Here is a 24,076-nt window from a genome sequence, read left to right as displayed (position 1 = left end):
CAGCCCCCGCCGCGCTCACTCGGTGGCGGAGTCCACGTCGGCGCCGCCGCTGTCGCCCACCCACACCGTCTTCAGGTTGCAGAATTCCCGGATGCCCGCGGCGGACAGCTCGCGGCCGTACCCGGAGTTCTTCACCCCGCCGAACGGCAGCTGCGGGTACGAGGTCGTCATCCCGTTGACGAACACCGCGCCGGAGTCCAGGCCGGCGATCACCCGTTCCTGCTCCTGCGGGTCCCGGGTCCACGCGTTGGCGCCCAGCCCGTACGAGCTCGCGTTGGCCAGCTCGAGGGCCTCGTCCAGCGACGCCGCCCGGTAGACGCCGGCGACCGGGCCGAAGACCTCCTCGGCGTACATCCGCATGTCCGGGGTGAGGTCGGTGACCACCGTCGGCGGGTACCACCAGCCGTCGCCGTCGCCGCGGGTGCCGCCGCAGCGGACGGTCGCGCCCTTGGCCCGGGCGTCGGCCACCTGCTCCTCGATGTCCGTACGGCCCTGCTCGGTGGCCAGCGGCCCGACGTCGGTGCCGTCGGCCATCGGGTCGCCGACGGTCAGGGCGGACATCCGCGCGACGAACTTGCCGACGAACTCGTCGTAGACGTCGGCGTGCACGATGAACCGCTTCGCGGCGATGCAGGACTGGCCGTTGTTCTGGCAGCGTGAGGTGGTGGCGACCTCGGCCGCGCGGTCCAGGTCGGCCGACGGCAGCACCAGGAACGGGTCGCTGCCGCCCAGCTCGAGGACGGTCTTCTTGAGCTCCCGGCCGGCGATCGCGGCGATGGACCGGCCGGCGTTCTCGCTGCCGGTCAGGGTGGCGGCGCGGACCCGGTCATCGCTGAGGATCGCCTCGACCGCGTCGGAGCCGACCAGCAGGGTCTGGAACGCCCCCGCCGGGAACCCGGCCCGGGCGAACAGCTCGCCGAGGTACAGCGCGGTCTGCGGCACGTTCGAGGCGTGCTTGAGCAGCCCGGTGTTGCCGGCCATGAGCGCCGGGGCGGCGAACCGCATGGCCTGCCACAGCGGGAAGTTCCACGGCATCACCGCCAGCACCGGGCCGAGCGGCTGATAGCGGGCGTACGCGCGGGAAGCACCGACCGCCTCCGCATCGGCCGGCTCGTCGGCCAGGAACCTCTCGGCGTTGTCGGCGTAGAACCGGCACGCCTTGGCGCACTTGACCACCTCGGCCTTCGCCGCGGCGTACGTCTTGCCCATCTCCAGGGTCATCAGCGCCCCGACCTCGTCCTGCTCGGCCTCCAGCAGGTCCGCGGCGGCCCGCATCCAGCCCGCCCGCTCGGCGAACGTCGTGTCCCGCAGCGCGCGGAAGCCGGCCAGCGAGCGGCCGATCGCCGCGTCGATCTGCTCCGGCGGCAGCGCGTCGAACGTCTTGACCACCGCACCGGTGGCCGGGTTCGTCGTCGCGATCGGCATGGTCCCACCTCGATTTCGTCGTGCCCTACCGTGCTCAGCTACCCGCGGCGCGGGCAGCTATGCGAAGACCCGGGTCGATGTCCCCGGTCCGGACGGCCCCTTGGCCCTTAAACACCGGGCCGCTGGTCGCGTTGTCTGAGGGTGCCATCCCCACCCTCCAGGAGGAAGCCGTGTTCGTCACCGCCGACATGCTCGCCGACCAGCCCTTCCTCGCCGGGCTGACCGAGCACCAGCTGACCCGCCTGACCCCGCTGACCAGCCGGACCATGTTCCACGCCGGCAACCGCATCTTCCGCCAGGGCACCCCCGCCGACCAGTTCTGGCTGATCACCGACGGCTCGGTGTACCTCGACCACGAGGTCCCCGGCTACGACAACTTCGTTTTGGAGTCGCTGCGCTCCGGCTCGGTGCTCGGCTGGTCGTGGCTGTTCCCGCCGTACCGCTGGCATTTCGGCGCGGTCGCGGTGACCACCACCCATGCGATCACGTTCAACGGCGCGCTGGTGCGCGCCCTCTGCCAGCAGGACCCCGCCCTCGGGTACGAGCTGACGAGCCGGTTCCTGGAGGTCATGGGGGAGCGTCTGCAGGCCGCCCGGAGCCGGCTGGAGGACTGCCAGCGCCGGCTCGGCCACCACCACGACGACCTCTGACCGGGTCATCCCACTCCCGCAGCACCGCCGCCAGGTCGCCGGCGTCGCGGGCGGGCACGGGATTGGCGGCGGGAGTCCGGCTGAACCGCGGCGCCGGCGCCGGCTGGACCTGTCCGCCGACCGTGACGAACGTGCCCCGCGCCCGGTTGTGCGGATGCCCGGGCGCCTCGGCCGGGGCCAGCACCGGCGCGACGCAGGCGTCCGTCCCGGCGAAGACCGCGGTCCACTCGTCGCGGGTACGCTGCGCGAACCGCTCGGCGAACCGCCGCCGCAGCGTGTCCCAGGCGGCCGGGTCGTCCCGGCCGGGCAGCTCCGGGTCGCCGTCCAGCCCCAGCCCGGCCAGCAGCTCGCCGTAGAAGCGCGGCTCCAGAGCGCCCACCGCCATGTACCCGCCGTCCGAGGTGGCGTACGTGTCGTAGAACGGCGCGCCGCCGTCCAGCAGGTTCGTCCCGCGCGCGCCCGGCCAGCGTCCCTCGGCGGCCATACCGTGCAGGAACGCGGTGAGCAGCGCCGACCCGTCCACCATCGCGGCGTCGATCACCTGCCCCGCGCCCGAGCTCGCCCGCTCGAGCAGCGCGGCCAGCACCCCGACGGCCAGCAGCATGCCGCCACCGGCGAAGTCGCCGAGCAGGTTCAGCGGGGCGTGCGGCGGCTGGCCGGCCCGGCCCAGCGGTTCCAGGGCTCCCGCGACCGCGATGTAGTCGATGTCGTGCCCGGCCCGGGGCGCGAGCGGGCCCTGCTGCCCCCAGCCGGTGAGGCGCGCGTACACCAGGCGGGGGTTGCGGGCCCGGCACACGTCCGGGCCGAAGCCGAGCCGCTCGGCCACGCCCGGCCGGAACCCTTCGACGAGCACGTCCGCGCGCTCGGCCAGGCCGAGCAGCTGCTCCACCCCGCCGGCCTCGCGCAGGTCGAGCGTGACGACCCGCCGGCCGCGCCGCACCGAGGCCGCCACGACCTGCTCGTCCGGGCGCTGCACGCAGACCACGTCGGCGCCGAGGTCGGCGAGCACCATGCAGCCGAACGGGCCGGGCGCGAGACCGGCCAGCTCGACCACCCGGACCCCGGCCAGCGGACCATGCTCAGGCATACCGCCAGCACACACCCCGGTGCGAGCCCGCCGCAAACTACGCGTCCAGGACCCCGGCCAGCGCGGTCACCTCGGCGAGCTCCTCACGCAGTTGCTTCTTGAAGTGCGGGTTGTCGGCCCGGCGCAGCGACTGGCTCAGCGTGGCCAGCCGGCGGGCGACCGCACCGCGTACGGCGGGCAGCGCATGGTCCGGCACCTCGCCGCCGTGGACGGCCAGCAGGCCGGCCTTCTCCGCGCGCAGGTGGACCTTGAGGGGGGAGAAGGCCTGGGTGCGGCGGATCTCGGTACCGAGGGCGGCGATCCGGCTGCGCAGGACGGTGCCGAGAAGCTCGGCGTTGTGAACCCGGGTGCTCATGGCGAGACTCCTTGGGCTTGAGTGACACCCCGTCGTTGGGGTGTCCACCCGCCCTATCGGCGCAGTCCGTCCGATGAGGAGCGGAACCGCCTGTGAAGTCGATCTCCTGCACCGTCCCCTTCGGACTCTCCAACGCGCCGAGGGCCGCCCCAGGCGGGGCGGCCCTCGGTGCCTCGAGGTGAGATCAGCCGACGGGCAGGTGTCCGCTGACCAGCGCCTCGGGAGAGGCGGGCACCACGACCTTGCGGGTGCGCATGCTGAAGGCGGTCACACCGAACACCGCGCCGAGCGCGACGAACAGCGCGCCGAGGCCGATGACCAGCCACGTGACCTGCTCGGCCTGGTAGGCGCTCATCAGCGAACCGCGCAGCGTCTCGCCCATGAAGGCGGTCTGGCGGGTCTGCCCGAGCTGCTCGTCCTTGCGGCCGCCGGCGATCCATTCCTCGGACACCTCGGAGTACGTCTTCCCGCCGGTGGCCTTCGCGATGTGGGTGGCGATCAGATCGGCGTACGCCTTCGCGTCGCTACCGGTGGTGACGTGCTGGCCGGCGTAGCCCTTGAGGTCGTCCGGGAGCGCCGCCTTGTCGGCCGGGAACTCGATCTTCTGAGCGGTCAGCTCGTCCTTGATCATGCTCTGCCCGTGCACGCCCTCGTACACCATGACCGGACCCGCGGCGACCATCCCGGCGCCCACGAGTGCCATCAGTACGCTGGCGATCCTCCGCGACTTCAGCATTGTCCTGCCCCTTTCCTGTGGCGGTGTGCTACCTGGTTGGTGCGCTACCGCCCCGTGCACCAGGACAGATCGGCGGGCACGACGCCGACTCGAGATGCACAACGACCCCTTTGCCGCGGGCCGAAGGTCCCGTCCCGCCCGGGCACCGCGGCCCGCTCCCGGCCGCGTTCAGGCCACTGCAAGATCCCCGTCGCCTGCCGTTCACCTTCACCGGCGACGATCCAGCCATGAGCGTACGGACCAGGGCCTTCGTGACCGCGGCACGAGAGATCGCCCTCGACCTCCTCGCACCGCTGCCCGACCGCCGGCGGCACACCGAGGGCGTCGCGACCCGAGCCGCCGAGCTGGCGTCCGCGCTCGACCTCGACCCGGACATCCTCGTCGCGGCAGCCTGGCTCCACGACATCGGCTACGCCGGACCGACGGTGGTCACCGGCTTCCACCCTCTCGACGGAGCAGACCACCTCGCGGCGCACGGCTGGCCGCTGACGGTGGCCGCGCAGGTCGCCCACCACTCGGGCGCCCGGTTCGTCGCTGCGGCGCGCGGGCTGGGGGAGCGGCTGGCTGCGTACCCGTTCGCGGAGGACCTGCTGTCGGACGCGCTGACGTACGCCGACCAGACGGTCGGGCCGTGCGGGGACCGGGTCACCCCGACGGCCCGGCACGACGAGATGCTGCGGCGGCACGGGCCGGAGTCGTGGAACGTCAAGGTGGACCACGTGCGGTACCCGTACCTGTCGGCGGTCGCGTTTCGCATGGAGAGCCGCCTGGCGCTCGCCGCTTGAGCCTTACGACCTTTCATTGCGGTTTCGCCGTAGGTCATTCCGAGGCCGAGTCGTACCGGGATGCCTGCGGTGGCGTGGATCGCCCGCTCGCATCGGCGGGCTTCTCGGCCCAGGTGAACCATGCCGCGCGCACGGCCGCCGCGTGAACGGTCGGCAGGACCCGCCGCCTTGCCTTGGTGGTGAACGCAAGCTCGTGGGCGTTGGTGGCGCGGCCGAACTGTTCCTTGAGCGCGTAGAACTCACGGCTCGCGTTGTTGGGGCCGAGCACCAGACAGGTGTACCAGCGGGCGCGCGGCGGTGCGGCCATCGCGTTCGCCACGGTCAGGCTGTTGGACACCACGACCCAGGTGCCGTGGTGGTTGGCGAGATCGGCGGCTGCATTGTGCTCCCACCGGTACCGCCGGATGGGTTTGGAGAACACCGGCACGAACAGGTGTGACAAGCCGATCGAGGCGCCCTCGCGCTCCCAGCCGCTGACGGCGGTCAGGTCCTGGCAGATGAGGATCGCAAGGCGCCCGAGGCTGGACTCCAGCACAGAGAGCTTGGACCCGCACGAGATGTCCTCCAGAAGCGGAAGCGCGGCCGGAGGTGGGGGCAGCTTCCAGGTCCGCACCTGTTCCTGGTCGAGCGTGAAGCGCTCAAGTTTGTCGTGGATCAGCAACGTGTCGCCCAGCCGCCGGTCGATGAGGACGGCGCGGTTGTGCGGAGGGTCGCCGCCGTCGACCGGGCCGCTTCCGAGAATCAGCCAGCGCAGCGGTGTGACCGACGAATCCTTCGACGCCGTGCCCGTCGCCACGTCCCGCCACGTCTCGAGCATGTCCTTCGACAGGCAGCCCTCCGGCAGGACACCGATCTGGGCGCCTGCCCGGTCCATCTTGCGCAGGACGCAGGCCATACGTTCCCGGATGCCTCTGCCGTTGATCTCTGCAGCATCCATGGGGGCCAGCCGGTATTTGGCCACACCGTTGTTGTGACCGTACGTTATCCGCAGTTCCGCGAAGTCGCGGAGGAACGGCGCGCAAGCGATCTTCACTTCTTGCTCGGGCAGGAAACACGGATCATTCTCGTTCCCCACCCGGGCATAGTTGAGCTTGGCCCGCAGATACTCCGGTGGCACCCGGTGGACGGCGAAATGATCGGCTTTGTGCCCCCGGCCGCGCGGCTCGCCGGGGAAAGCGCACCGCGGCAGGAGAGCGCCAGGAATCTGCTGATCGTCGTTCAGCCGTCCCGTGGTGAGGTATCTGGTCGACAGCCAATCCAGCCCGCCACGATCAATGATCGGGTTGAATGGATTCACATACCACAGCGCGTCGTCCAGTCCGCGCAGGAGGACGAAGATTCCGCGGGCCCCGAGCCAGCCGTGGTTCTCCGCCGCGATCCCGGCCAGCAGCTGGTGATCCGCCAGGCCGTGCGCCAGGACCTCGTCCCCGATCCTCGCCGCACGGCGGCGTGCGTCCGGATCGGCAAGCCACTCCATCGCATCGCCGTGAAGAAACACGTCCTCCGGAAGGAGATCGTAGAGCTGCATGAAGAGGTGAGCTGGATCGGTCGACAGCTCGCGCAGATCATCAGTCGAGAAGTTCCGGTGAGAAATCATGACATCACGCTGACCAAGAATGAGGATCGGGGTATGCGATGCTAACGCGACGCGCCTTCTCCTCGCGCCGGAGTCTGCGTGCAATAATCCGGTTTCCGGCATGTTGCTATCGGTTCAGGGATGTGGCGGGTAAGGTGCCACACCGGATATGTGTCGGTGTGGCCGCGTGCGGAGCATCAATGATCGGCAGCCGCCTGAACTGCCGTTACTCCATCGTCCGGATCGGCCGCCACGATGATCGGCCTGAAATCTGTGTAAGAAGGCTGTCACTTCATGCACGCGCGCATCGCTTGACAGTCACTTGACACGACCGGCATCGTCTAAGTCATGCCCTGCCGCTCGACCTAGGGAGCGCCGAGATGGAGAGATCCAGCGCGCGTAGCCGTGTGACCGAGATCCGCCGGGTGACCGACGAGATGGACACCGTGGATCAGCCGACTCAAGGTCATTACAACGCACTGGGGATGCTGGTGAACGACGCGTCCCTGGCCGCCGACGGACCCGCCCTGCAGGCGGCGCAAGACGGTCTCCAATGGCTCTGCCGCCGGTTTCCCGCGATGGACGGCGACCGCGCCGTTGCTGCGGAGCACCGGGGACGCATCCTCGGTCTCATCGACGTGACCCATTGGGCCCTCCGGCGTCTGCCGTCCAACCTTCAGCTGAGCCTGACTCCCGACAGCCACGCCGCGCGATTCCTGGTGGCCGTCGCCGGACGGCCAGGCCTGTCCAACCGTGATCTCGCCTCGGAGCTGCACGTCGACGAGACCGAGATCAGCCGGATCGGTCGCAGGCTGGTGGCTGCCGGCGTCGTCTGGCGGCGTAGGGAGTGGCGGACGAACGTGTGGGACGTGACTCCACGCGGACGCCAGTACCTCAAGACAGCGAATCTTCCGGCACCGACGCAGGCGCCACGGACAGAGCCGCCGGTCGCGTCGGCCGCGTCCATCAGACTGCACTTCGCGCTGGGCATCACCATCCAGCCGGAACGACTGGTGGGCATCGTCATCGACCGGGACCTGAAGATCCTCGCGAGTCGCCAGCGGCGGCTGTCGCGCCCCTTGGCCGGACCGGAGGCCCGCGCTGAGCTCGTCGACTTCGTCGGCGAACTGGTCAGCAGTACACCCGAGATCGACGGGGGCCTCGACGGGGTGGGTCTCGGCGTGACGATCGGCGGGCACGTATCCGCGGAGGGCGAAGTGGTCTCCGCGCCCAATCACCAGCAGGCACAGTGGATCGATGCCCTCGGTCGCCGACTTGCCGACGAGGCCCGCCTGCCTGCGGTCGTCGAGAACGATGCCAACGCGCTGGCCGAGTACGAGCACGCGTTCGGCTCGCACAGCGGCCTGAGCTGCACTGCAACGGTCCTCCTCGACGAAGGCGTCGGCTGTGGGATTGTGGTCGACAACCACCTTGTCCGTGGATCTGCTGGTTCAGCCGGGGAGATCGGGCACCTGACCGTCCAGTCGGAGGGCGGCGACCCGTGCCACTGCGGCCGCGAGGACTGCCTGGAGACGGTGACGGGAGCCGGCCGGATCAGCGAACGGATGCGCGACCCGGATGCCAAAAGCCTGGCGAGCGCCTCCGAGCTGGCCGAGAAAGGCAAACGCAACGCGGTTGACGGCTTCACCCGCGCCGGACGGGCTCTCGGCCAGGGTCTGCTGGCCGTGCTCAACCTCGTCAACCCCGAGCAGATTGTCATCTACGGTCCCGGCGAGATGATTGCCGAATCCCGCTTCGCGTCGGCGAGATACTTCATGTCGGCGCTGCGTGAAGCCAGCACGGGGCACGCCTTCTCCAACGCGGGAAGCAAGTGCACTCTGGTGACCAAAGTGTCCTCTGACGAGGCGGGCGCGCGGGCAGCCGCGGCTATCGCACTGTTGCGGCTCGGCCGGGACGAACGGTAGGGGCCGTGGCCCGCTCCCAGGACGATTCCGGCGATGACGACCTGATCGGCCGCATGGGCGTCATGGTTCTGGGGGTGGCCCTGGCCGCGGGCGGCGCCGCGCTGATGTTCCTGCTCATGCGCCTCTGGCCGGTCCTCGAGCAGACCCAGCAGCGAGGAGCCGTCCCGCAGCGGGTGTCACTGCTCGGCTCCGCACTGACCGTGACGTTCACAGCGGACAGCGCCCTGCTGGCGCTCGTGATGATCGCCAGTGCCCTGGGCAGTTTCGTCCACGCCGCGACGTCGTTCGCCACCTATGTCGGCAATCGGCGCCTGCACCGTAGCTGGATCTGGTGGTACCTGCTGCGGCTGTTCATCGGGGCGGCGCTGGCGATCTCGTTCTACTTCGCAGTGCGCGGCGGTCTGCTGTCGGCGCAGGTGTCCAGCGACAGCATCAACCCGTACGGCATCGCCGCGCTCGCCGCTCTCGTCGGGCTGTTCTCCAAACAGGCCACGGACAAGCTACGCGAAATCTTCGAGACCATGTTCCGTACGGCCGAGGGATACGGCGATGACGAGCGGAGGGACAAGGCCGCAAATCCTCAGCCGATCATCGTCGGGGTGGAGCCGAACCGGGTGCCGGTCGGCTCCCACCACATGAACGTCGTCCTGCAGGGGCAAGGATTCCTGCCCAGTTCCGTCACTCAGGTCCGAGTGCCCGGCCGGCCCGGCGAGGCGGTCGCACGTACGATGACCTATGTCGGTCCTACAGAGATCAGCATCGCCCTGGACACCGGTGACCTGGCCCAGACCGGGGCCCTCGAAGTGATGGTGATGAACCCGGAACCGGGCGGCGGACCGTCGAACCGGGTGCTCCTCGATGTCCACGACACCCCCAGTTGACCGTCGATGCGCTGGTGTGCCGGCGTTGCCGGCTCTCCGCTGCCGCTGAGCCCTCGGCCGACTCTGCCGATTCTCCCGATGGTGGCACCCGCCGCGCGGTGATGTCCTCAGTGCCTCACCCGCCGAACGCGCCCGGAAGTCCGGAGTCAGTCAGTTGATCAGTTCCCAGCCGGCATGGTGGCACCGTGGCCCATTGGTGCTTTCACTCGCACTCCTCACCATATCGGCGTGCGGCAAACCGACGGGGAGCGCCGGCAACGATGCGAAGGCGTGGGTGGGTAAGACCTCCACCTCGGCGTTCATGATCCAGATGACGAGAGCGGATCACGCCCTGACGGGCACGCTCGACGAGGCCTCCATCGGCGGCGCAGGCGAAACCGACGTGAAGCCGGAACACCTCGCGTTCACCGGCACCGTGCAGGAACACGCGATGACGCTGTCCTTTCCCCTCGGCTTCGGTGCTGTCACCACGATCGCCGGCACGCTCACCGAGTCCGCCATGACCCTGCAGATCCCGCAGGACGACGGCACAGTCGCGGCGGTGGAACTGCGCCCCGGAACGGTCGGCGACTACAACAGCGATGTTGCGGCCCTGCATGCCGGCGCCGATGCGAACGCCACCCGGCAAGCACAGGTCGCTGCCGACGAGCAGGAAGCCGATCGCCTCCGCAGCCAGCAGGCTGAGATAACTTCTGCGGCCGATACCGTCGCGACCGACCGTTCCACCCTTGAGGAGGCGCTGACGAAGCCACCGTCTTTCGAGAACTTCGAGACGCACCTCAGGGAGGCCGAGGACCACCTCGCCGAGACCAAGAAGTACGCCGCCGCGGCCGGGCGGCAGAGTGACCCGTACGACGCCTGCAACACGGCCTACGACGCACAGAATTCGGCCTATGACGTGGCCAACAGCGGCTATGACATCGCCACCGATGTCAGCGACCTCTCCACCGCCATCGGTGATGTGGACGGTGCCGCCGACAAGCTCGAAGCTGACCTGTCCGCATACAAGGATGCGGCGTCCGGGCTTCCGGGATTCGCCCCTGCGAACGCTCCCGATGCGGGCCAGGTGGCAGATACCCTGCAGGCGGCAGCGCGCAAGATCGCGGGATGGCGTGCATCCGGGAAGTCGTACGAGCGCCAGGCGGCCGCCTTGACCAAGAAGGCAAACGACATCGCCGAAGCGGCGAACAAGAAATACTGCGAGTGACCAAGAGGGTTACTCGCGCAGCTTCAATTCCTCGGCCTTTGCGAGGAGTTCGTCGCGCGAATGAACCTCGAACTTGCGGTAGATCCGCCCCACGCACGTCTCGGTCGTCCTGATTCCCATCATCAGTTGCGTGGCGATCTGCTGGGTCGATGCGCCGAGCATCAACAGCTCCAGGATCTGCCTCTCCCGGAAGGTGAGAAGATCGGCGGGGCGCTTCTGATCGATCTCCTGCTCGACGTTCTTCGCCGCCTGCCAAAGACGATCGAACTTGTCCAGGACACGATCCGGATCCGACCGCGGATCTCGCGCCGCCAGGGTCGCCACCACCGACAGGAGCACCGGCAGGCTCGGCCTTTCCGTTCTGCAGGTCGTGAAGAGTTCGTGCACCACGTGGTACGAGAACGGCTGGCCCTTGGCCATGTCCCGCACGCTCGGCCAGCCGGCGCGCGCGTGCAGGCTGTGCAGCTCGGCTATCAGATCGCGAAGATTGCCGTCGGGAATGTCAGGCATCGGCAGTTCGGCCATGCTGGACCCCACGGTTCGCGATGTCATCGGCTGTCACGAGTTGTCAGATCGCATCCTACAGTGACATCTTCCGTGACCCCGGGTCCAGCATCGTCAGGCCGGCCCGGATGGCACTCCAGACTGGATCCGTCGGGTGCCGCACGGGAGGGAATGACATCGAATGCGGATGGTCAGGGTGATAGTGGAAGCCCGTCTCAGCATTGACAAGGAATCGTCGGATCGGGACAGCGCCGATGAGTCTCATGGGCCGATCCAGAACGGCGAAGGTCAGCCGGCGCCGGCCTCGCGCAGAATGCGAGGGAGAATTCTTAGTTGGCTCGTCGGCGTTTCGCCCGTTCTGGTCGGAGCGATCGCGAACTGGGTCGTGGGCGTCATGAGTGGCGGCAGCTGAAGGGCGGGCGATGGCGCCGGGCGGGGCCGTGCGGGCCCGCCCGGCGGACACTCATCGGTGGGACGGTGCGGCCGAGAAGAACGTGATGCCGGTGAGCGCCGCCTCGAGGGAGAACTGCTCGTAGAACTCCACGACGGCCTCGCCGAGCAGGTCGATGTCGTCGGTGACGTGGTCGTCGATCGTCTCCGCCCACCCCGTGCCTGCGGCTGTACGTCTGGACGTCGCGCAGGATCGTGGGGGAGGCGTACGCGTCGGTGATCGCTACCGTGACGCCGCGGCCGTCCAGTCCCGCCGGAGCTACCGGGTCACCCCGTACGCCGATTGGTACTGCCTGGGTTCGTAGCCGCAGACGACGTACGGCATCTTCCTGCCGTCGGGTGCCGGCACGGTCCCGCATGGCGAGCAGCAGGCCGAAGTGGATGGTGCTCGCGGCGGCCGGAGCGCCTGCCGGGCCTGGCCGATCCACCGCGGCTTGCTGCCGCTGATGGTGTGCCGGCCGGGGCGCGCGGACGCCGGTGGCGTCGCGCCGAGGACCCAGACGACGGCCGCGCCGAGCGCGACGGCGGCCGTCAGCCGAGACCTCCTGGTCGAGGGGATCAACCCGAGATGTCTCCCGTTCTGGGACACGTCCCGCTGGACCCGGCCACCTGGCCGGTAGGGTTCAGCCGGTCCCGAGGGCGAGTTCGGCATCCATGCGCAGCGGTGGGTACCGCTTCACGCCAGCATCGAGGGCCGACATACCGAACCCGAGCCGGAGCGCCAACGGTCACCGAAGCTGTCGTGGACGTTCTTGTCGGATGGTCATGCCACAATCCCGCCCATGATTCAGATCGTCACGGAGGCGTTGGTTCGCGAGGGTCAGGTCTTGCTCGTGCACCGAAGTCCGGACCGCCATGTCTATCCGGACATGTGGGGCCTGGGCGGTGGGCACATGGAGCCGGGTGAGAGCGAACTGGATGCGCTCGCCAGGGAGCTCCACGAGGAGCTGGGCGTGCAGATCGAGCGGGGCTCGGCGACCCACCTGTGCCGGCTGCAGGTAGGCCGCGGAGAGGAAGCCGTGCACTTCAGCGCCTGGATCGTCAAGCAGTGGGAGGGAACACCGGCAAACGCCGCCCCCGAGGAACACGACGAGATCCGCTGGTTCCGGCCCGAGGAGTTACCTCCGCTCACCCACGAACCCGTACGCACGGCGGTGATGGAAGCGATGCGAGGCACCCACGCCTGAACCACACGAAGCTCTTTCGACCTGATCTTGCAGGTGTGCACGCACGTCAGTCGGGGGAACCGGCCCGGCATCAGTCGGTGGTGACCGCGCCGGGCCGTGGCGCCGTGCTCAGGGCGGCGGCCATGGCGGCCGATGCCGCCGGCTGGCCGAGGTAGGCGGTCAGCAGCACCATCAACTCGGCCAGGCCCTCTTCCGTGACACCGGCGGCGCGTGCGGCGTTCAGATAGGGGGTCAGCCGGGCATCGACGACGTGATGGCCGACGAGGGCGGCGATGACGGCGATGCTGCGGTCGCGGTCGGTCAGGTCCGTTCCGGACCAGCCGGGTCCGCCGGCCGCGAGGAAGGCCTCCCGGGCGTATTGTGCGCCGGCTCGCGCCTGAAGCATGCGCTGGGCTTCGTCCTCCGGGACGCCGAGGTTGCGGGCGTACACGGCGCGGCCGGCGGCGATGCGGCCGGCCATGGTGTCGGAAGCGTTCATATGCACGATCCCGGGTCTTCGGCCGAGCCGATGATGAGATAGAGGGCCCGTCGCAGCTGTGCGACCTCGGCCGCCGGGATGGGCCGGACCGCGTCGGCCTCACGAGCTTCGGTGCCGGCCGCGATCGCCGCCCGCGTCGCGTCGCCCTTCGGGGTGATGGCGATGATGCGGGCCCGCCGGTCTCGCGGGTTGACGCGCCGTGAGACGAGTTCCCTGCGCTCGAGCCGGTCGATCTCCGCGGTGAGAGTCGTCTTGTCCATGCCGAGGGCTTGCCCGAGTTCGACCTGGGTGAGATCGGCGGTCTTGTGCAGAGCACTGAGGACGATGTGGTCGCGCAGTGTCAGGCCATGGCGTTCCGCTTCCGCGCCGACGAGTGCGTGCATCCGCTGGGCCGCCCGGTGGAGCAGCCACGTCAGCTCGGAGTCGGGCCCCGGTCCCAGCGTGGGGTGCTGCGGTGCCTCGTCGTCGGTCGTCGGATCGGGGCGGCTCGAGGCGGGTGAGGCAGGCATGGTCACAGTGTCACGCTCGGGAACCGGGACGGTAGGAGCGGGATGCTGTCGTAGGCGGCGACATCGTGGGCCGGAACGACCTGCAACACACGGCTGAGGGCGATGCTGCGCTGCAGGCCGGCCCGGACGGTCTTGGCGTCGACATCGGCGACCCGGCGCATCAACCACGGGCGTTGCGCGCCACGGGAGATGCCATCCATCTGCCAGGTGAGGTCGCCGATGAACGCATACCGCTTTCCGGTGGGCAGCGTGACGAACACGACGACGGAACCCGAAGTGTGCCCCGCGGCGAGGGCCACGATCACTGAGCCGTCTCCGTAGAAGTCGAAGCTCGCCGGAAAGCCCAGATACTCCGGGCCGTCGAAGGTGTACTCCCGGAGCTCCAGGCCTTGCGACACCGCGCGGAACACCGTGCCGTGCGAGTCGTCGGCGCCGTAGCGGAGCTCGGCTTCGTTGATCCACACCGGCACCCGTGGCAGGGAGTCCAGGCCGCTGACGTGATCCCAGTGAACGTGCGTGACGAGCACGCCCAACAGCCGGGACCGGTCATAGCCGGCCGCATCGAGTTGCTGCGCGGCGGTGCGGCCGAGCTGGTAGGGAGCACGCTCCATGCGCGCCAGCATCTTGATGTGCTCCGCCACGTGAGCGCCGAACCCGGCGTCGATGAGCAGGTCGCCCTTCGGGTGGGAGATCAGCACGGCGGTGGCCGCGAAATCCCGCTTGTCCCGTACGGACCCTCCGGTCACGGCGAACACCGCTCGCGTCGTGTATGTGCCGGTGGGCAGACGGTACATCGCCATGTCCGCCGGCGGAGTCGCCTCGGGCAGCGGGCCTGTCCAGTACGAGGAAGGTGAGATGACCATGCCGAAACCGTACGACCCAAGACCATCCGAGTCAAGAACATCTGAGCCAAGAGCACTTGGCTGGCGCTCACACGCTGCCGGGATCGCTGTAGAGGCCGGCCAACTCCTGTCGATGTCGCGGTCAAGATCGGCAGACTCCTGGGTTGGCGACCGGCGGGTTGTCGTTGAGCGCGGATCGCCGACCGCCTACGGTGGCCCGATGATCCTCTCCGACTTCGCCGGGTCCTGGACGGGCACCAACGGCTTCCGCCTGATGCCGGGTGACCCGCTCGCCGAGGCGCCCGCGACGGTGATCGTGACGACGGCCGCCGGCGGGCACCTGACCCTCGTCGCGTACACCTGGGTGCACCCCGCCGACGGGCCGCAGGACGGCCTGATCGTCGTCGCGTCGGCCGGCGAGGACGGCTCGCTCGTGGCCGTCTGGGGTGACTCGTGGCACCAGAAGCCCGTCACGATGTCGCTGCCCGGCGGGCCGGCCGGGGACGCGACGTTCGAGTTCACCGGCGACTACGGCGGCGGCTGGGGGTGGCGGATCCGCCTCGACGGCACCGACGCCGACAACCTGCGGGTGGGGATGGACAACATCATCCCCGCCGAGTACGCCACCGCCGAGAAGGCCGCCGGGCCGTACCCGGTCATGGTCATGGTCGTACGCCGCGCCTGACGGTCACGGTTTGCGGCCCACGCCGGCGTACTCGGAGACCTGGTCGGTGATGCCGGGGTGCCGGGGGTCGGGCCGCCACGCCGTACACGTGACGATCCCGGGCTCGAGCAGCTCCAGGCCGTCGAAGAAGGCGGCGATCTGCTTCGGGCTCCGGGCCGCGATCGGCGCGGCGCCGCTCGCGTTCCACTGGCGCATCGACTCGCGGACCGCGGGGCCGTTGACCTCCTCGGTCGGGTGCGACATCACCAGGTAGCTGCCCGGCGGGACCGCCGCCAGCAGCCGCCGCACCACCGCGTGCGCCTGCTCGTCGTCGACGAGGAAGTTCACGATCCCGAGCAGCATGATCGCGACAGGCTCGGTGAAGTCCAGCGTCGCCGCGGCCTGATCGAGGATCCGCTCCACGTCACGCGCGTCGGCGTCCACGTAGTCGGTCGCGCCCTCGGGGGTGCTGGTCAGCAACGCCCGGGCGTGCACCAGGACCATGGGGTCGTTGTCGACGTACACGATCCGGCTGTCCGGGGCGGTGCCCTGCGCCACCTCGTGCGTGTTGTTCGCGGTCGGCAGGCCCGTACCGATGTCGAGGAACTGCCGGATGCCGGCCTCGCCGGCCAGGTGCCGCACGGCCCGGCCGAGGAATTCCCGGTTGGCCCGCGCCGACTGCACGAGCTCGGGCATGAGCGCGAGCGCGTACTCGGCGGCCTCCCGGTCGGCGGCGAAGTTGTCCTTGCCGCCCAGCAGGTAGTTCCACAGCCGCGCGGAGTGCGCGACCTCGGTGTTCAGCGTGGCCGGCAGTTCGGAACCCGTCACGATCCTCACCCCTGTGAATCGATGTGGACGGAGTCTAGTCCTCCCTGGACGGGCCGGTCGCGGCCCGGTCGCTGGTCATGCGGCGATGGGCGTACGTGGCCGCCCAGAGCGCGACGCCGACCACCAGCAGCACGCCCGCCACCCGGTAGTCGCCCGCCGCCCGCCCCGACAACGGGCTCGCCAGGTACGCGCACAGCGCCGCCCCCAGCACCGGGATCACCGTCGGCGCGTGGAAGTGGGCGTGCTCGACCCGGTCCCGGCGCAGCACGAGGACCGCGACGTTGACCACGGTGAACACGCAGAGCAGCAGCAGCGACGTCGTCCCGCCCAGCGCGGCGAGGTCGGCGAACCAGATCAGCCCGAACGCCACGAGCGTCGTGAAGACGATCCCGACCCAGGGAGTACGCCGGGTGCGGTGCACGAGCCCGAGCACCCGGGGCAGCACGCGCTCGTTGGCCATCCCGTACAGCAGACGGCTGGCCATCAGCATGTTGATCAGCGCGGAGTTGGCCACCGCGAACATCGTGATGAACGCGAACACCGTCAGCGGGAACGCCGGCGCGCCCGCCGCGACGACCTTGAGCAGCGGCGCCTCGCCCTCGCTCAGGTCGTCGGGTGACACCAGCGCGATGGCCGAGACGGCGACCAGCACGTAGATCAGCCCGGTGACGCACAGGCCGGTGAGCATGACCTTCGGAAAGATGCGGACCGGGTCGCGGGTCTCCTCGGCCATGTTGACCGAGTCCTCGAAGCCGACCATCGCGAAGAACGCCAGGGCGGTCGCCGCTGTCACCGAGAGCACCGCGTTCTCACCCGGCGGCGACCGGAACTCGACCAGCCGGGACAGGTCGCCCTCGCCGCCGCCCAGCGCCCACGCGCCGATCCCGATGACGATCAGCAGGCCGCCCAGCTCCACGCAGGTCAGCAACACGTTGACCTTGACGCTCTCGCCGACGCCGCGAAAGTTGACCAGGGCGATCAGCGTCATGAACCCGACCGCCACCGCGGTCAGCCCGGCGCCCTCGCCGAGCGACAGGTCGAACGCCTCGGCGAAGTTGCCGGCGAACGCCTTCGACGCGCTGGACGCGGAGGTCAGCCCCGAGCACATCACCGCGAAGGTCACCATGAAGGTGAGGAAATGGATGCCGAACGCCTTGTGCGTGTAGAGCGCCGCGCCCGCCGCCCGCGGGTACTTGGTGACGAGCTCCAGGTAGCTGAACGCCGTCAGCAGCGCGACGATGAACGCGAGCAGGAACGGCAGCCACACCGCGCCGCCCACCTCGGCCGCCACCTTGCCGGTCAGCGCGTACACGCCGGTGCCGAGGATGTCGCCGACCACGAAGAGCAGCAGCAGGCCGGGCCCGATCACCCGGTTGAGCGCCGGCTGCCCGCCGGTCCGTACCGCGTCGTCCGTGCCTGCCTCTGCCATGGCGGTCCACCTCCGGCGTCGGGTCCGGTCTGAGCGTCGTACAGAAAGGCCGCCCTGTCGAGCCACCTTGTCCCGCGGCGCGGCGTGCACCAGGATCACTGCATGCGCATCGTGCTCGCCGCGAACCCGGAGGCCGACCAGCCGTGGGTCGCCGACGCGGCCGCGGACCTCGCCCGGCAGACCGGCGCCACCGTCGCGGTGGTCGCCGTCGACGAGGTGGAGGTCGAGCGGCTGGCCGCGGTCCCGCGCTCGGTCTTCACCGAGCGGGCCGAGCGGGCCGTCGCGGCCGCCGCCGATCGGCTCGCCGCGGCCGGCGTGGAGGTGACCAGGACCGTGCTGCCGGGACGCCCGCTGCACCGGATCCTGCAGTTCGCCGACGAGGTGCAGGCCGACCTGATCGTGGTCGGCTCCAGCACCCGGCCGGCCGTGGCCCAGCGGCTGCTGGGCAGCGTGCCGCTCGACCTGATCAGGCGGTCGGCGCGCCCGGTCGTCGTGATCACCCACCCGCACCGCGCCTGACCGCGATCGGGCCGGACGTTCACTCGCCCGGGGGAAGCCCGAAGACGTCGGCGAGGCCGGTCACCTGGATCGCCTTGCGCACCGGCGGCGACGGGTTCGTCAGGGTCAGCGTCACCCCGGCGGCCGCGGCGCTGTTGCGCGCGCTGACCAGGGCGCCCATCGCGTACGAGTCGATGAACGTGAGCCCGCCGACGTCGACGTGCAGGTAGCGGCATCCGGTGCCGACGGCCGCCGAGGCGAGGCTGTCGCGCACCTCGTCGGCGCTGTCGAGGTCGAGCTCTCCGTCGAGCGCCGCGACGAGCAGCCCGTCCGTGGTGACCGGCTCGTACGCGACCAAGGTGTTCCTGGACATCTGCCCGAGGATAGCCGCCACCGGGGCACCCGGCATCCGCACGGACCCCGGGGCCGCCTTCACCAGGTGGCGAAGATCCGTGCCTGCCCGCCGGAGCCCTGCTCGAACGGGATCAGCCCCACCACCACGGTCGCCCCCCGCGGCGGGATCGCTGCCAGGTTCGCCAGGTTCTCCAGGCCGTACCGGTCGGCCCCGGTCAGCGTCACGTGCACCGGGAAGTCCTCGGAGACGCCCGGGTCGATGCTCAGCGTGTCCACGCCGAGGCTCCGGACGGACCGCCGCTCCAGCAGCCACTCACAGGCGTCCGCGCTGAACCCGGGGAAGTGCAGCACCCCGTCCGCGTCGGTGCCCCGGTACGCCTGGACCGACCCCACCTTGGCACCCCACCCGGAATGCATCAGCACCGCCGCACCCCGCGGGATACGACCGTGCCGGCGCTCGAAGTCCCGCAGGTCGGCGACGGTCACGACGGCGTCCGGATCGGCGGCCGCCCGCGCGGCGATGTCCACCACGACCGCGGGCACGATGAGCTCGTCGAGGGTCAGATCGGTCGACAACCGGCCGCCGGCGGTGAAGTGGCCGGGCGCGTCGACATGGGTGCCGGTGTGCTCGACGATCCGCCATTCCTGCATGTAGTACCCGTCGTCCTCGATGGTGACGTACGTGCGGCGGCGCGCCTCCTCACCGTCGGCGAACGACGGGAACGAGGGCGACAGCGGATAGGTGAGGTCCTGCAGGCCCCGGTGCTCCCGGGTCAGCGGGGCCGCGGCGGGGGACGCCTGCGCCGCGCCGGGGACGGCCAGGACGCCGGCAGCGGCCGCGCCGGCCAGCGCCGCGCGGCGGGTCACCCCCGTGCCGTCGATGGCCTGGGGCAGACACTTCTCGGTGCACATCGCAGGACTCCCCTCGAAGGTGACCCTCCGAGGCGATCACAGCCGGGCGGACCGTGGCAAGACCCGGACGCGGCGCGTCAGCGTGGACCGCGGTCGACGAAGCTGAAGGTCAGGTCCACCTCGGCGTCGCCGACCTCCTGGACGTAGACCGTCCGGCGGCTGTCGTCCCACTGCACCAGGCCGTACGTGTCGTTGCCGATGACGTACGTGGGCCGGCCCTTGTCGTCCTTGCCGCCGGCCGCGCCGATCTCGAAGATCGTGGCCTTGCTGGTCGTGCACTCCACGGCCACCAGCGAGGCCGGCCCGTTCTCGTCGGGGCGGACGGCGAGGCAGCGCTCGCGGCCCTGGGCGTCCGGGCGGACCGATTTGATGAGGTAGTCGACGCCGTATGGCTCGAGGACGAACTGGGCGTCCTCGCCGGTGCCGTCGGAGGCGCGCGCCGCTCCGGTGGCCGGCAGGGCCAGGTCACGGTCGATCTCGGCCATGTGCAGCAGGGTGCGGCGGGTGCCGGCGAGGACGGCCTCGGGGTCCGTGCGTGCCGCGGCGGGGACCGGCGAGCCGGACGGGCGGGTGCCGCCGGACGGCCCGGTGGAGGCGGGTGGCGCGGTGGCGCCGGGGTCGTCGCTGCCCGCGTTGGCCACGAGCAGGCCGCCGCCGACGCCGAGGGCTCCGAGCAGCACGAGCGCGCCGAGGAAGGACGCCGCCCGGCCGCGGCGGCGCGGTGGCGTGACGGGTGGGGGCTGCCAGGGCTGCGGTGGGCCGCTCACCGGCAGCCTGGGTACGGGTGGTTCCTGCGCCGGTGGCTGGGAGGCGAGGAGCCGGTCGAGCAGCTCGCGGGCGGTGGGCCGGTCGGCGGGGTCCTTCTCGAGGCTCTGCCGGACCAGGCCGGCCAGGGGCGCCGGGACGCCGGTGAGGTCGGGCGGCTGGGTGAGGATCCGCATGGCGGTGGCCGGGGCGGAGTCGCCGGCGAACGGGGTACGGCCGGTCGCGGCGTACGTGACGACGGCGCCCCAGGAGAAGATGTCGGCGGCGAACCCGGTGGTCCGGGCGCTGTCGGCGTCGAAGCGTTCGGGCGCCATGTACGCGACCGTGCCCATCATCTGGCCGGTGACGGTGTGGTGGCTGGTGGCCTCGAAGGCGCGGGCGATGCCGAAGTCGATGACCTTGAGGCCGCCGAGGGCGAGCAGCACGTTGCCGGGCTTGAGGTCGCGGTGGATCACGCCGGCGCCGTGGATGGCGGTGAGGGCGGTGGCGATGCCGACCGCGACGCCGTGCAGCGCCGAGCCGGTCAGCGGGCCGCGGTCGCGGACGACGGCGGCCAGCGAGGGCCCGTCGACGTACTCGACGACCAGGTACGGCGGTTCGTGGTCCGGGTCGGCGTCGAGGACCTCGGCGGTGGAGAACGGCGGCACCTGCCGGGCGCGGTTGACCTCACTGCGGAACCGGCCGCGGAACTCGGGGTCGTGGGCGTACTCGAGGCGGACCACCTTGACGGCGACCGGGCGGCCGTCCGGGGCGCGGCCGAGGTACACCGCGCCCATGCCGCCCTGCCCGAGCCGGGCCTCGAGGGCGTACCCGCCGAGGTGCCGGGGATCGCCGGGCAGCAACGGGCTGCTCATCGGTCCCTCACCTCATCGCGCCGGCGCACACCGGTGGACCTTACCGTCCGTGCGCGAGCGCGGTGATCACCCGGGGACCCGTGCGGGCCCCCGGGGCGGTGCGTCAGATCGTGGACGGGGTGGCGTAGCCGGAACGCTCGGCCGGCATCAGCACCCACAGCAGCGGGTAGACGAGGAGCTGGCTGCCCGGAATGGCGAGCAGGACCAGCACGAACAGCAGCCGGGTGAGCCACGGGTCGAGACCGAAACGCCGCGCGAGGCCGGCGCACACGCCGCCGAGGATGCGACCCTCGCGCGGCCGGGTCAGGCCCTGGCGGGTCATGGAGTCGGAGAACGAGGTCATGGTCTGCGCCTTCCGTACGCGGAACTTGTTACCTCAAGACTCCGCTGAGCGACGCTCCCGCGGCATCGGGAAAGCCCCGGACCCACCCCTGATCTCCGGCCCCGGGGTCACCCCTCGGTCAGCTCGGCGAGCGCGGCCACGACGCGGTCGACATCCTCGTCCGGGGTGCCCAGCCCGAAGCTGACGCGCAGCAGGCTGGCGGGCCCGGCGCCGCAGCCGGAGATGACGGTGGAGCCGGTGAGGTGGCGGGTGAGCGGGTGCGCGCAGAACTGGCCGGCGCGCACGCCGATGCCGTACCGGTCGGCGAGCCGGGCCGCGACGACGGCCGGGTCGTGATCGGGCAGCGCGAGCGAGACGATGCCGACGCGCGGGTGGTCCGGGCCGAAACAGCTGACCTCGATCACGCCCGGGACCGCGGCGAGCCCGTGGCGCAGCCGCCTGAGCAGGGTCTGCTCGCGCTCGTGCAGCTCCTCGCGGTCGGCACGCCGCAGCGCCGCGCACACGGCGGCGAGGCTCACCGCGCCGAGCAGGTTGGGGGTGCCGCCCTCGTGCCGTGCCGGGCCGGTGGCCCACCGGACGTCGCCGGCGCCGGTGCCGACCGCGGCGCTGGCCCCGCCGCCGCTCAGGTACGGCGGGGCGGCGTCCAGCCAGTCGGCGCGCCCGGCGAGGACCCCGGCGCCGAAGGGGGCGTACAGCTTGTGGCCGCTGAACGCGAGGTAGTCGGCGCCCAGGGCGGCCAGGTCCACGGGGGAGTGCGGGGCGAGCTGGGCGGCGTCGACGACGATGCGGGCGCCGTGCGCGTGGGCGACGTCGGCGAGGCGGCGCACCGGCCACACCTCGCCGGTGACGTTGCTCGCACCGGTGACGGCGAGCACGGCGGGCCCGCGTACGGTGCGCAGCGCCTCGGCGGCCGCGGCGACGGCGGCCTCGGGGCTGCGCGGGGTGGCGAGCCGGAGCTGCCGGGGCCAGGGCAGCAGGTTGGCGTGGTGCTCGCCGTCGAAGACGATCGTCGTGGTGCCCGGCGGGAGGGCCCGGGCGAGCAGGTTCAGGGCGTCCGTGGTGTTGCGGGTGAAGACGACCGTGTCCCCGGCGCGCGCCCCGACGAACTCGGCAACCTCCTGACGGGCGTGCTCGTACGCGGCGGTGGAGGCCTGTGACCGGATGCCGGTGCCGCGGTGCACGCTGCCGTAGCGGGGGAGTAGGTCCGCGACAGCGTCGGCGGCGGCGCGCACGCAGGGGGCCGAGGCCGCGTAGTCGAGGTGCGCGAAGCGCAGGCCGTTCGGGGCGCTCAGATCGTCACCCACCACGTCGAGGGGGTGCTGGAGAGTCGTCAGAGTCATGGAAGCCTCCCGGCGGTCGGGGACCCGCCCAGGGGTCCGCGCTTGCCCGCGTCGGGATCGACGCCGGCCCGGTCCTCACCCGGGGCACCCCATCGCGAACGCAAGGGTTGCCGGCCAGCAAGCCGGGGCTACGCGCTGGCACTCATGACCACCGCCGACCGTAGCAGACCCGCCCCGTTCAGCACGAGCGCCACAGCCGGTCCAGCACCCGGGTGCCGAACTCGAGCGCCGCCACCGGCACGCGTTCGTCCACGCCGTGGAACAGCGCGGTGAAGTCGAGGTCGGCGGGCAGGCGCAGCGGTGCGAAGCCGAAATGCCGGATGCCGAGGCGCGCGAACGCTTTGGCGTCGGTCCCGGCCGGCATCATGTACGGCAGCAGCCGGGCACCCGGGTCCTCGGCCCGGATCGCGGCGCCCATCGCGGCCACGAGCGGCCCGTCGAAGGTGGTCTGTACCGCGGGCAGGCTGCTCCACTCGACCTCGACGCGCGGCCCGAGCACGCGGCCCAGCTCGGCTCGGAACGCCTCGTCGCGTCCGGGCAGCATCCGGCCGTCGACCTCGGCGCGCGCGACGGCGGGCACCACATTGGACTTGTAACCGGCGTTCACGATGGTCACCGTCGCGGTGTCGCGCAGGGTCGGCGCGATGAGCCGGGAGAGGTGTCCGAGCCGTGCGACGGCGGCCTCGGGGTCGGCCGGGTCGAACGGCACGCCGGTCAGCTCGGCGGCACCGGTGAGGAACTCGCGCACCGGATCGGTCAGCACGACCGGGAAGCGGTGGGCGTCCAGACGGGCCAGGGCGGCGGCGAGCGTCGCGATCGGGTTGTCGGTGTGCAGCAGCGACCCGTGCCCGGCGGTGCCGCGCGCCGCGAGCCGCAGCCACATCGACCCCTTCTCGGCCGTCTCCACGAGGTACGCCCGCGGCCCGCCGCCGAGCGTCACGGAGAACCCGCCGACCTCGCTGATCGCCTCGGTGGCGCCGGCGAACAGGTCGGGCCGGTGCTCGACGAGCCACTGCGCGCCCACGACGCCGCCGGCCTCCTCGTCCGCCAGGAACGCGAAGATCAGGTCGCGGGCCGGTACGACCCCGGTGCGCTTGAAGTGCCGCGCCACCGCCAGGGTCATCGCCAGCATGCCCTTCATGTCGACCGCCCCGCGCCCCCACAGGTAGCCGTCGCGCACCTCGCCGGAGAACGGGTGGACCGTCCAGTCCGCCGCCTCGGCCGGTACGACGTCGAGGTGCCCGTGCACGAGCAGCGCGCCGCGCGACGGGTCGGCGCCGGGCAGCCGGGCCACCACGTTGCCGCGGCCGGGCGCGCCGGACTCGACGTACTCGCAGGCGTAGCCGGCCTCGGACAGGCGGGCGGCGACGTACTCGGCGGCGGGGCGTTCGGTGCCGGGGCCGCCGTACGTGCCGGGGTTGGTGGTGTCGATGGCGATGAGCTCGCTCGCGAGCGTCACCACCTCGTCGGCCGGAGAGGTCATGCCGGCCAT

Annotated in this window: 25 protein-coding genes and 1 riboswitch; of the genes, 8 read left to right on the top strand and 17 right to left on the bottom strand. The window is 71.1% G+C overall.

The genetic code is table 11. The features are described from left to right. Positions 1-15: 15 nt before the first annotated feature. Entirely contained in the window at positions 16-1,425 is a 1,410-nt protein-coding gene (locus IT780_RS02475; protein ID WP_199509694.1) for an NADP-dependent succinic semialdehyde dehydrogenase, read from the bottom strand. Between the two features lie 170 nt (positions 1,426-1,595). Between IT780_RS02475 and IT780_RS02470 the strand changes: the two genes are divergently transcribed. Beyond that, positions 1,596-2,075, top strand: coding sequence for a Crp/Fnr family transcriptional regulator (locus IT780_RS02470; protein WP_199509693.1), 480 nt, complete (start codon positions 1,596-1,598; stop codon positions 2,073-2,075). Here the strand turns inward: IT780_RS02470 and IT780_RS02465 are convergent. The 3 genes from IT780_RS02465 to IT780_RS02455 form a co-directional block, all read right to left on the bottom strand. Then, positions 1,993-3,162 (bottom strand): CaiB/BaiF CoA transferase family protein, encoded by a 1,170-nt coding sequence (locus IT780_RS02465; RefSeq protein ID WP_199509692.1) that lies wholly within the window; start codon positions 3,160-3,162, stop codon positions 1,993-1,995. The genes IT780_RS02470 and IT780_RS02465 overlap by 83 nt on opposite strands. 37 nt (positions 3,163-3,199) lie before the next feature. Then, entirely contained in the window at positions 3,200-3,517 is a 318-nt protein-coding gene (locus IT780_RS02460) for a hypothetical protein (protein ID WP_199509691.1), read from the bottom strand. Between the two features lie 184 nt (positions 3,518-3,701). Further along, positions 3,702-4,253: a hypothetical protein gene (locus tag IT780_RS02455; RefSeq protein WP_199509690.1), complete on the bottom strand. Its 552-nt coding sequence runs from the start codon at positions 4,251-4,253 to the stop codon at positions 3,702-3,704. Positions 4,254-4,480: 227 nt separating this feature from the next. Between IT780_RS02455 and IT780_RS02450 the strand changes: the two genes are divergently transcribed. Continuing rightward, positions 4,481-5,038: an HD domain-containing protein gene (locus tag IT780_RS02450; RefSeq protein WP_199509689.1), complete on the top strand. Its 558-nt coding sequence runs from the start codon at positions 4,481-4,483 to the stop codon at positions 5,036-5,038. A 34-nt stretch (positions 5,039-5,072) separates the two neighbouring features. Here the strand turns inward: IT780_RS02450 and IT780_RS02445 are convergent, their stop codons facing one another. Continuing rightward, positions 5,073-6,635, bottom strand: coding sequence for a carbon-nitrogen hydrolase family protein (locus IT780_RS02445; RefSeq protein WP_199509688.1), 1,563 nt, complete (start codon positions 6,633-6,635; stop codon positions 5,073-5,075). 359 nt (positions 6,636-6,994) lie between these two features. On the opposite strand from IT780_RS02445, the gene IT780_RS02440 reads away from it, so the two are divergent. From IT780_RS02440 to IT780_RS02430, 3 genes are all read left to right on the top strand, one after another. Next, positions 6,995-8,539, top strand: coding sequence for an ROK family transcriptional regulator (locus IT780_RS02440; protein WP_199509687.1), 1,545 nt, complete (start codon positions 6,995-6,997; stop codon positions 8,537-8,539). A gap of 5 nt (positions 8,540-8,544) precedes the next feature. After that, entirely contained in the window at positions 8,545-9,420 is an 876-nt protein-coding gene (locus IT780_RS02435) for a choice-of-anchor Z repeating domain-containing protein (RefSeq protein ID WP_199509686.1), read from the top strand. A gap of 193 nt (positions 9,421-9,613) precedes the next feature. Next, positions 9,614-10,627 (top strand): hypothetical protein, encoded by a 1,014-nt coding sequence (locus IT780_RS02430; RefSeq protein WP_199509685.1) that lies wholly within the window; start codon positions 9,614-9,616, stop codon positions 10,625-10,627. A 9-nt stretch (positions 10,628-10,636) separates the two neighbouring features. Here IT780_RS02430 and IT780_RS02425 read toward each other — a convergent pair whose 3' ends face one another. Next, a complete protein-coding gene (locus IT780_RS02425) occupies positions 10,637-11,152 on the bottom strand; it encodes a helix-turn-helix transcriptional regulator (protein ID WP_199509684.1) in 516 nt (171 codons plus the stop codon). A gap of 1,211 nt (positions 11,153-12,363) precedes the next feature. Here IT780_RS02425 and IT780_RS02420 point away from each other — a divergent pair. Continuing rightward, a complete protein-coding gene (locus IT780_RS02420; RefSeq protein WP_199509683.1) occupies positions 12,364-12,768 on the top strand; it encodes an NUDIX domain-containing protein in 405 nt (134 codons plus the stop codon). Between the two features lie 70 nt (positions 12,769-12,838). Here the strand turns inward: IT780_RS02420 and IT780_RS02415 are convergent, their stop codons facing one another. From IT780_RS02415 to IT780_RS02405, 3 genes are all read right to left on the bottom strand, one after another. After that, complete coding sequence (locus tag IT780_RS02415) at positions 12,839-13,246, bottom strand: carboxymuconolactone decarboxylase family protein (protein WP_199509682.1); 408 nt, start codon at positions 13,244-13,246, stop codon at positions 12,839-12,841. Next, on the bottom strand, positions 13,243-13,629 hold the full coding sequence (locus IT780_RS02410; protein ID WP_199509681.1) for a MarR family winged helix-turn-helix transcriptional regulator: 387 nt from the start codon (positions 13,627-13,629) through the stop codon (positions 13,243-13,245). The genes IT780_RS02415 and IT780_RS02410 overlap by 4 nt, the downstream gene beginning before the upstream one ends. A gap of 128 nt (positions 13,630-13,757) precedes the next feature. Continuing rightward, positions 13,758-14,549: an MBL fold metallo-hydrolase gene (locus IT780_RS02405; protein WP_233412051.1), complete on the bottom strand. Its 792-nt coding sequence runs from the start codon at positions 14,547-14,549 to the stop codon at positions 13,758-13,760. Between the two features lie 268 nt (positions 14,550-14,817). Here IT780_RS02405 and IT780_RS02400 point away from each other — a divergent pair, with 268 nt between their 5' ends. Further along, positions 14,818-15,282 (top strand): hypothetical protein, encoded by a 465-nt coding sequence (locus IT780_RS02400; protein WP_199509679.1) that lies wholly within the window; start codon positions 14,818-14,820, stop codon positions 15,280-15,282. A gap of 3 nt (positions 15,283-15,285) precedes the next feature. On the opposite strand, the gene IT780_RS02395 is transcribed toward IT780_RS02400, so the two are convergent. Further along, positions 15,286-16,092: an SAM-dependent methyltransferase gene (locus IT780_RS02395; protein ID WP_372443597.1), complete on the bottom strand. Its 807-nt coding sequence runs from the start codon at positions 16,090-16,092 to the stop codon at positions 15,286-15,288. Between the two features lie 31 nt (positions 16,093-16,123). Further along, on the bottom strand, positions 16,124-17,518 hold the full coding sequence (locus IT780_RS02390) for an APC family permease (protein ID WP_199509678.1): 1,395 nt from the start codon (positions 17,516-17,518) through the stop codon (positions 16,124-16,126). A 102-nt stretch (positions 17,519-17,620) separates the two neighbouring features. Between IT780_RS02390 and IT780_RS02385 the strand changes: the two genes are divergently transcribed. After that, complete coding sequence (locus IT780_RS02385) at positions 17,621-18,037, top strand: universal stress protein (protein ID WP_199509677.1); 417 nt, start codon at positions 17,621-17,623, stop codon at positions 18,035-18,037. A gap of 19 nt (positions 18,038-18,056) precedes the next feature. Here the strand turns inward: IT780_RS02385 and IT780_RS02380 are convergent, their stop codons facing one another. The 6 genes from IT780_RS02380 to IT780_RS02355 form a co-directional block, all read right to left on the bottom strand. After that, positions 18,057-18,389 carry an STAS domain-containing protein gene (locus IT780_RS02380; protein WP_199509676.1) on the bottom strand — a complete coding sequence of 111 codons (333 nt, stop codon included), beginning with the start codon at positions 18,387-18,389 and terminating at the stop codon, positions 18,057-18,059. Positions 18,390-18,448: 59 nt separating this feature from the next. Next, positions 18,449-19,282 carry a cyclase family protein gene (locus IT780_RS02375; protein WP_199509675.1) on the bottom strand — a complete coding sequence of 278 codons (834 nt, stop codon included), beginning with the start codon at positions 19,280-19,282 and terminating at the stop codon, positions 18,449-18,451. Positions 19,283-19,359: 77 nt separating this feature from the next. Beyond that, positions 19,360-20,901 carry a serine/threonine-protein kinase gene (locus IT780_RS02370; protein ID WP_199509674.1) on the bottom strand — a complete coding sequence of 514 codons (1,542 nt, stop codon included), beginning with the start codon at positions 20,899-20,901 and terminating at the stop codon, positions 19,360-19,362. 103 nt (positions 20,902-21,004) lie between these two features. Next, positions 21,005-21,244 carry a PspC domain-containing protein gene (locus IT780_RS02365; protein WP_199509673.1) on the bottom strand — a complete coding sequence of 80 codons (240 nt, stop codon included), beginning with the start codon at positions 21,242-21,244 and terminating at the stop codon, positions 21,005-21,007. A 107-nt stretch (positions 21,245-21,351) separates the two neighbouring features. Then, positions 21,352-22,584 (bottom strand): aminotransferase class V-fold PLP-dependent enzyme, encoded by a 1,233-nt coding sequence (locus IT780_RS02360; protein WP_199509672.1) that lies wholly within the window; start codon positions 22,582-22,584, stop codon positions 21,352-21,354. Positions 22,585-22,617: 33 nt separating this feature from the next. Next, a riboswitch (SAM riboswitch) is annotated at positions 22,618-22,734 on the bottom strand. 28 nt (positions 22,735-22,762) lie between these two features. Continuing rightward, entirely contained in the window at positions 22,763-24,067 is a 1,305-nt protein-coding gene (locus IT780_RS02355) for a M20/M25/M40 family metallo-hydrolase (protein WP_199509671.1), read from the bottom strand. Positions 24,068-24,076 lie beyond the last annotated feature (9 nt).

Source organism: Nucisporomicrobium flavum (genome assembly GCF_016464385.1).
Taxonomy (GTDB): domain Bacteria; phylum Actinomycetota; class Actinomycetes; order Mycobacteriales; family Micromonosporaceae; genus Actinoplanes; species Actinoplanes flavus_A.
The sequence above is the reverse complement of the archived record's forward strand: the minus strand, read 5'-3'. Positions and strand labels throughout refer to the sequence as shown.